Source organism: Inquilinus sp., from assembly GCF_057815775.1.
The window spans coordinates 1-4,380 of sequence record NZ_JBYRFX010000452.1 but is presented as its reverse complement, the minus strand read 5'-3'; the positions used below and the strand labels follow the sequence as shown (position 1 = coordinate 4,380).

At 70.5% G+C, this 4,380-nt stretch carries 6 protein-coding genes; 1 reads left to right on the top strand and 5 read right to left on the bottom strand.

What is annotated here, in order from left to right; genetic code table 11:
* Positions 1–297 (top strand): hypothetical protein (locus tag AC3XYG_RS16090; protein WP_489140857.1); only part of this gene is annotated, 297 nt, incomplete at its 5' end.
* Positions 298–430: 133 nt separating this feature from the next.
* On the opposite strand, the gene AC3XYG_RS16085 is transcribed toward AC3XYG_RS16090, so the two are convergent.
* The 5 genes from AC3XYG_RS16085 to AC3XYG_RS16065 all read right to left on the bottom strand — a co-directional run.
* Entirely contained in the window at positions 431–841 is a 411-nt protein-coding gene (locus tag AC3XYG_RS16085; protein WP_489140858.1) for a RidA family protein, read from the bottom strand.
* A 2-nt stretch (positions 842–843) separates the two neighbouring features.
* Positions 844–1,311, bottom strand: a complete 468-nt coding sequence (locus AC3XYG_RS16080) for an acyl-CoA thioesterase (RefSeq protein WP_489140856.1) — start codon at positions 1,309–1,311, stop codon at positions 844–846.
* On the bottom strand, positions 1,308–2,951 hold the full coding sequence (locus AC3XYG_RS16075; protein ID WP_489140855.1) for a benzoate-CoA ligase family protein: 1,644 nt from the start codon (positions 2,949–2,951) through the stop codon (positions 1,308–1,310). Before AC3XYG_RS16075 ends, AC3XYG_RS16080 begins: the two co-directional genes overlap by 4 nt.
* A 25-nt stretch (positions 2,952–2,976) precedes the next feature.
* On the bottom strand, positions 2,977–4,146 hold the full coding sequence (locus AC3XYG_RS16070) for an acyl-CoA dehydrogenase family protein (protein ID WP_489140854.1): 1,170 nt from the start codon (positions 4,144–4,146) through the stop codon (positions 2,977–2,979).
* 3 nt (positions 4,147–4,149) lie between these two features.
* Positions 4,150–4,380: enoyl-CoA hydratase-related protein (locus tag AC3XYG_RS16065; protein ID WP_489140853.1), on the bottom strand; the 231-nt coding region annotated here is incomplete at its 5' end.

Sequence of the window (4,380 nt, the reverse complement as noted above, 5' to 3'; positions counted from 1 at the left end):
GAGGTCTGGGAGTTCGCCTCCTTCATGGCGGGCAAGGACTACCAGGCGGCGGGGCGGCCGACGACCTCGGTGCGCCGGGATGTCGTCAGCCCGGACCTGTGGGGCCAGGGCTTCGCCTCGCTGGCGCCCAGCGGCGTGGTGTTCCCGCCGGTGGCGCTGGGCCAGGTCACCCGGGCGATGGAGGATTCGATCGGCCGGGTGCTGCTGAAGAAGGAAGACCCGGCCGCGGTCGCGGCCTGGCTCGGCAAGCAGGTCAACAAGGCCCTGCGGCAGTCCGGGCAGCTGAGTTCGTCATAGAGCGGCACGGGGTCACCCCATCTGTCATGCCCGGACTTGATCCGGGCATCCAGAGACTGTCGGCATCCTCTGGATTGCCGGGTCAAGCCCGGCAATGACAATGGAAGGGAAGCGGAAACACCACGCATGATCCTCACTCCGGCAGAACCGCAGTCGCTTCGATCTCGACCAGCGCGGCGGGCTCGACCAGCTCGATCACCCGCATCACCGCCATCGCCGGGTAATTCGCGCCCATCACCTCGCGATAGGCGCGGCCGAGCGGCTTGAGGTTGGCGCGGTAGGCCTCCATGTCGGTGACGTACCAGGTCAGCCGGGCGATGTGCTGCGGCCCGGCCCCGGCCTCGGCCAGCACGGCCAGGATGTTGCGCAGCGCCTGGGCGATCTGGCCGACCATACCGTCGGCGAACTGCCCCGCCGCATCCCAGCCGATCTGGCCGCCGACAAAGATCACCTGGCCGCGCCCCATCATGCCGTTGGCATAGCCCCGCGGCGCCGGCCAGCCTTCCGGCTGCAGCGCCACCAGGCCTTCGGCTTGCCCGATCATCGTCACGTCGCACATCTCCGCTGATAGGATTCCACCGCGTCCCGGATGTCAGCCGGGATCGGGATCGCCGCCGCCTCGTCCAGCGCCGTGGTGACCAGGACGAGCCGCCCCGCCAGCACCGCCTCGCCGTCGCGGTGGCCGTGGACGGCCAGGCCGATCGAGCTGCGGCCGACCGTGTCGACCAGCACGGTCAGGCCGAGCGCGTCGCCCAGCCGGCCCGGCTTGAAGTAATCGCATTCGGCATGGGCATAGCCCAGCCCGACCCGGCGGCGCTGGATGATGCCGGCATAGTCGAGCCCGAGCCCCGTCCCGAACCAATCCTCCACCGCGCCCTGCATCATGGTGAAGTAGCGGGCGAAGAAAACGATGCCGGCGGTGTCGCAATGCTCGAACCGGATCGGCTGCCGCATGGTGAAGGCGGCTGCCGGCAGGTCGGCGGCGGCGAGCGGGGCGCGGCGGGTTTCGCTCATGACGCCTTAGCCGAAGCTGTCGGGGTGTCGGCGATGCGGCGCAGTTGGAAACGCTGCAGCTTGCCTGTCTCGGTGCGCGGTAGCCGGTCGAGGAATTCGATCGCCCGCGGGTATTTGTAGGGCGCGATCTCGGCCTTCACATGGGTCTGCAGCGCCTTCAGCGTCTCGGCATTGGCGGGCGTGCCGGGCTTCAGCACGACATAGGCCTTCACGATCTGGCCGCGATCCGGGTCGGGCACGCCGACCACGCCGCATTCCTGCACCGCCGGATGGGTCATCAGCGCGTTCTCTACCTCCGGCCCGGCGATGTTGTAACCGGCGGAGACGATCATGTCGTCCGACCGCGCCTGGTACCAGAAATAGCCGTCGGCATCGCGGCGATAGGTGTCGCCGGTCAGGTTCCAGCCGTCGCGGACATAGGCGTGCTGGCGGTCGTCGGCCAGGTAGCGGCAGCCGGTCGGGCCGCGCACCGCCAGCCGGCCGGCCTCGCCATCCGGCACATCGTTGAAATCATCGTCGACGATCCGCGCCTCATAGCCCGGCACCACCGTGCCGGTGGCGCCCGGCCGCACCGCGCCGGGCCGCGAGGCGATGAAGATGTGCAGCATCTCCGTCGCGCCGATGCCCTCGGTGATCTCGATCCCGGTGGCGTCGCGCCAGGCCTCGAAGGTGGCGGCCGGCAGCGCCTCGCCGGCCGAGACGCAGCGGCGCAGGCTGGACAGATCGCGCCCCACCTTTTGGCCGAGCATGGCGCGATAGGCGGTCGGGGCGGTGAAGCAGATGGTCGGGCGGAAGCGTTCGATGCCGTCCAGCAGCTCCGCCGGCGACGCCCTTTCCAGCAGCACGGTCGAGGCGCCGACCCGCATCGGGAACAGCACCAGCCCGCCCAGGCCGAAAGTGAAGGCCAGCGGCGGGCTGCCGATGAAGCGGTCCTCCGCCTGAGGCTGCAGCACCTGGCCGGAATAGGCGTCGCAGATCGCCAGCAGGTCGCGATGATGGTGCATCGTGCCCTTCGGCACCCCCGTGGTGCCCGAAGTGAAGCCGATCAGGCAGATATCCTCCGCCGCCGTGTCGACCGGCGCGAACTCGACCGGGGCCGATGCCATGCGGGCTTCGAGATCGCCGCCGTCGCCGCCGAAGCTGAGGATATGCTCCAGCGCCGGGGCCAGCGGCCGCGCCGCTTCCAGATCCGACAGCAGCTTGGCGTCGCAGATCGCCAGCCCGATCCGCGCCTTCTCGATCATGAAGGCCAGCTCCTTGGCGCGGAGCAGCGGCATGGTCGCGACCACCACCGCCCCGGCCTTCAGCGCGGCGAGATAGCAGGCGACCATCATCGGGTTATTGGCCGACCGCAGCAGCACGCGGTGGCCGGGCACCAGCCCGAAATCCCGCACCAGAACATGGGCGATGCGGTTCACCCGGTCCAGCAGCTCGGCATAGGACCATTCGACGCCGGGGCCGATCAGGCAGGGCCGGTCGCCACGGCCTTCGGCGACATGGCGGTCCAGCAGCTCGGCCACGCAGTTCAGCCGCGCCGGGTATTGCAGCGCCGGCAGGGTGAAGCGGAATTCCGGCCACTGGTCCCGCGGCGGAAGGTTGTCGCCGGCGAAGCGGTCGACATGCGCGCTTTTCGTCTCCATCACGCCTCTCCCGTTTCTTATGCCGTCACTCGGCCTCGGCCAGCAGCTGGCGGGCGATGACGATCTTCTGAACCTCTGTGGCGCCCTCGTAGATGCGCAGCGCCCGGATCTCGCGATATAGCTCCTCGACCTTCACCCCGCGCATGACGCCGAGGCCGCCGAACAGCTGCACGGCACGGTCGATCACGCGCTGCGCCGCCTCGGTCGCGAACATCTTGGCCATCGAGGCCTCGCGCGTGACCCGCGGCGCGCCGCGGTCCTTGGCCCAGGCGGCGCGGTAGATCAGCAGGGCGCTGGCGTCGATCTCGGTCGCCATGTCGGCCAGCGCCGCCTGGCTGAGCTGGAGATCGCTGAGGGGCGCGCCGAACATCTGCCGGCTGCGGGCGCGGCCCAGCGCCTCGTCCAGCGCCCGCCGGGCGAAGCCGAGCGCCGCGGCGCCGACGGTGGAGCGGAACACGTCCAGCGTCGCCATCGCGACCTTGAACCCCTCTCCCGCCCCGCCGATGCGGTCGGCCAATGGCACTCGGCAGTTCTCGAAGCGCAGCGTCGCCAGCGGATGCGGCGCGATCACCTCGATTCGCTCCGCCACCGTCAGGCCGGGCGCGTCGGCCGGCACCAGGAAGGCGGACAGGCCGCGGGCGCCCGGCGCCTCGCCGGTGCGGGCGAAGACGACATAGTGGTCGGCGATGCCGCCATTGGAGATCCAGGTCTTCACGCCGTCGATCCGCACCGCGTCCGGCCCGTCCGGCACGGCGGTCGTGCTCATCGCGGCGACGTCGGAGCCGGCATCGGGTTCGGACAGGGCGAAGGCGGCAATGGCGCGGCCGTCGCGCACTGGCGGCAGGATGCGGTCCTTCAGCGCGTCGGTGCCGAACAGGCTGATCGAGCCGGTGCCGAGCCCCTGCATGGCGAAGGCGAAATCGGCCAGCCCGTCATGCCGGGCCAGGGTCTCGCGGATCAGGCACAGGCTGCGGACGTCGAGCCGGTCCGACACCCCGCCATGGCTGGCGGGGACGGCGTGGCGCAGCCAGCCGGCCTCGCCCAGCGCCGCGACCAGGCGGCGGCAGGAGGCGTCGACGTCGTGATGGTCGATCAGGCCTGGCAGCACCTTGGCGGCCCAGGCGTCGAGCTCCAGCGCCAAGGCACGGTGCCGGTCTTCGAAGAACGGCCAGTCGAGGAAGCTGCGGTCGGCCATGGTTCAGTTCCCCTCGAACACCGGCTTCGCCTTGGCGGCGAAGGCGTCGAAGGCGCGGCGGAAATCCCGGGTCTGCATGCACACCGCCTGGGCCTGGGCCTCAGCCTCGATCGCCTGGTCGACGCCCATATCCCATTCCTGGTGCAGCATCCGCTTGGTCATGGCGTGGGCGAAGGTCGGGCCGTCGGCCAGCGACCGGGCCAGGGCCGCCGCCTCGTCCTGCAGCGCCTCCGG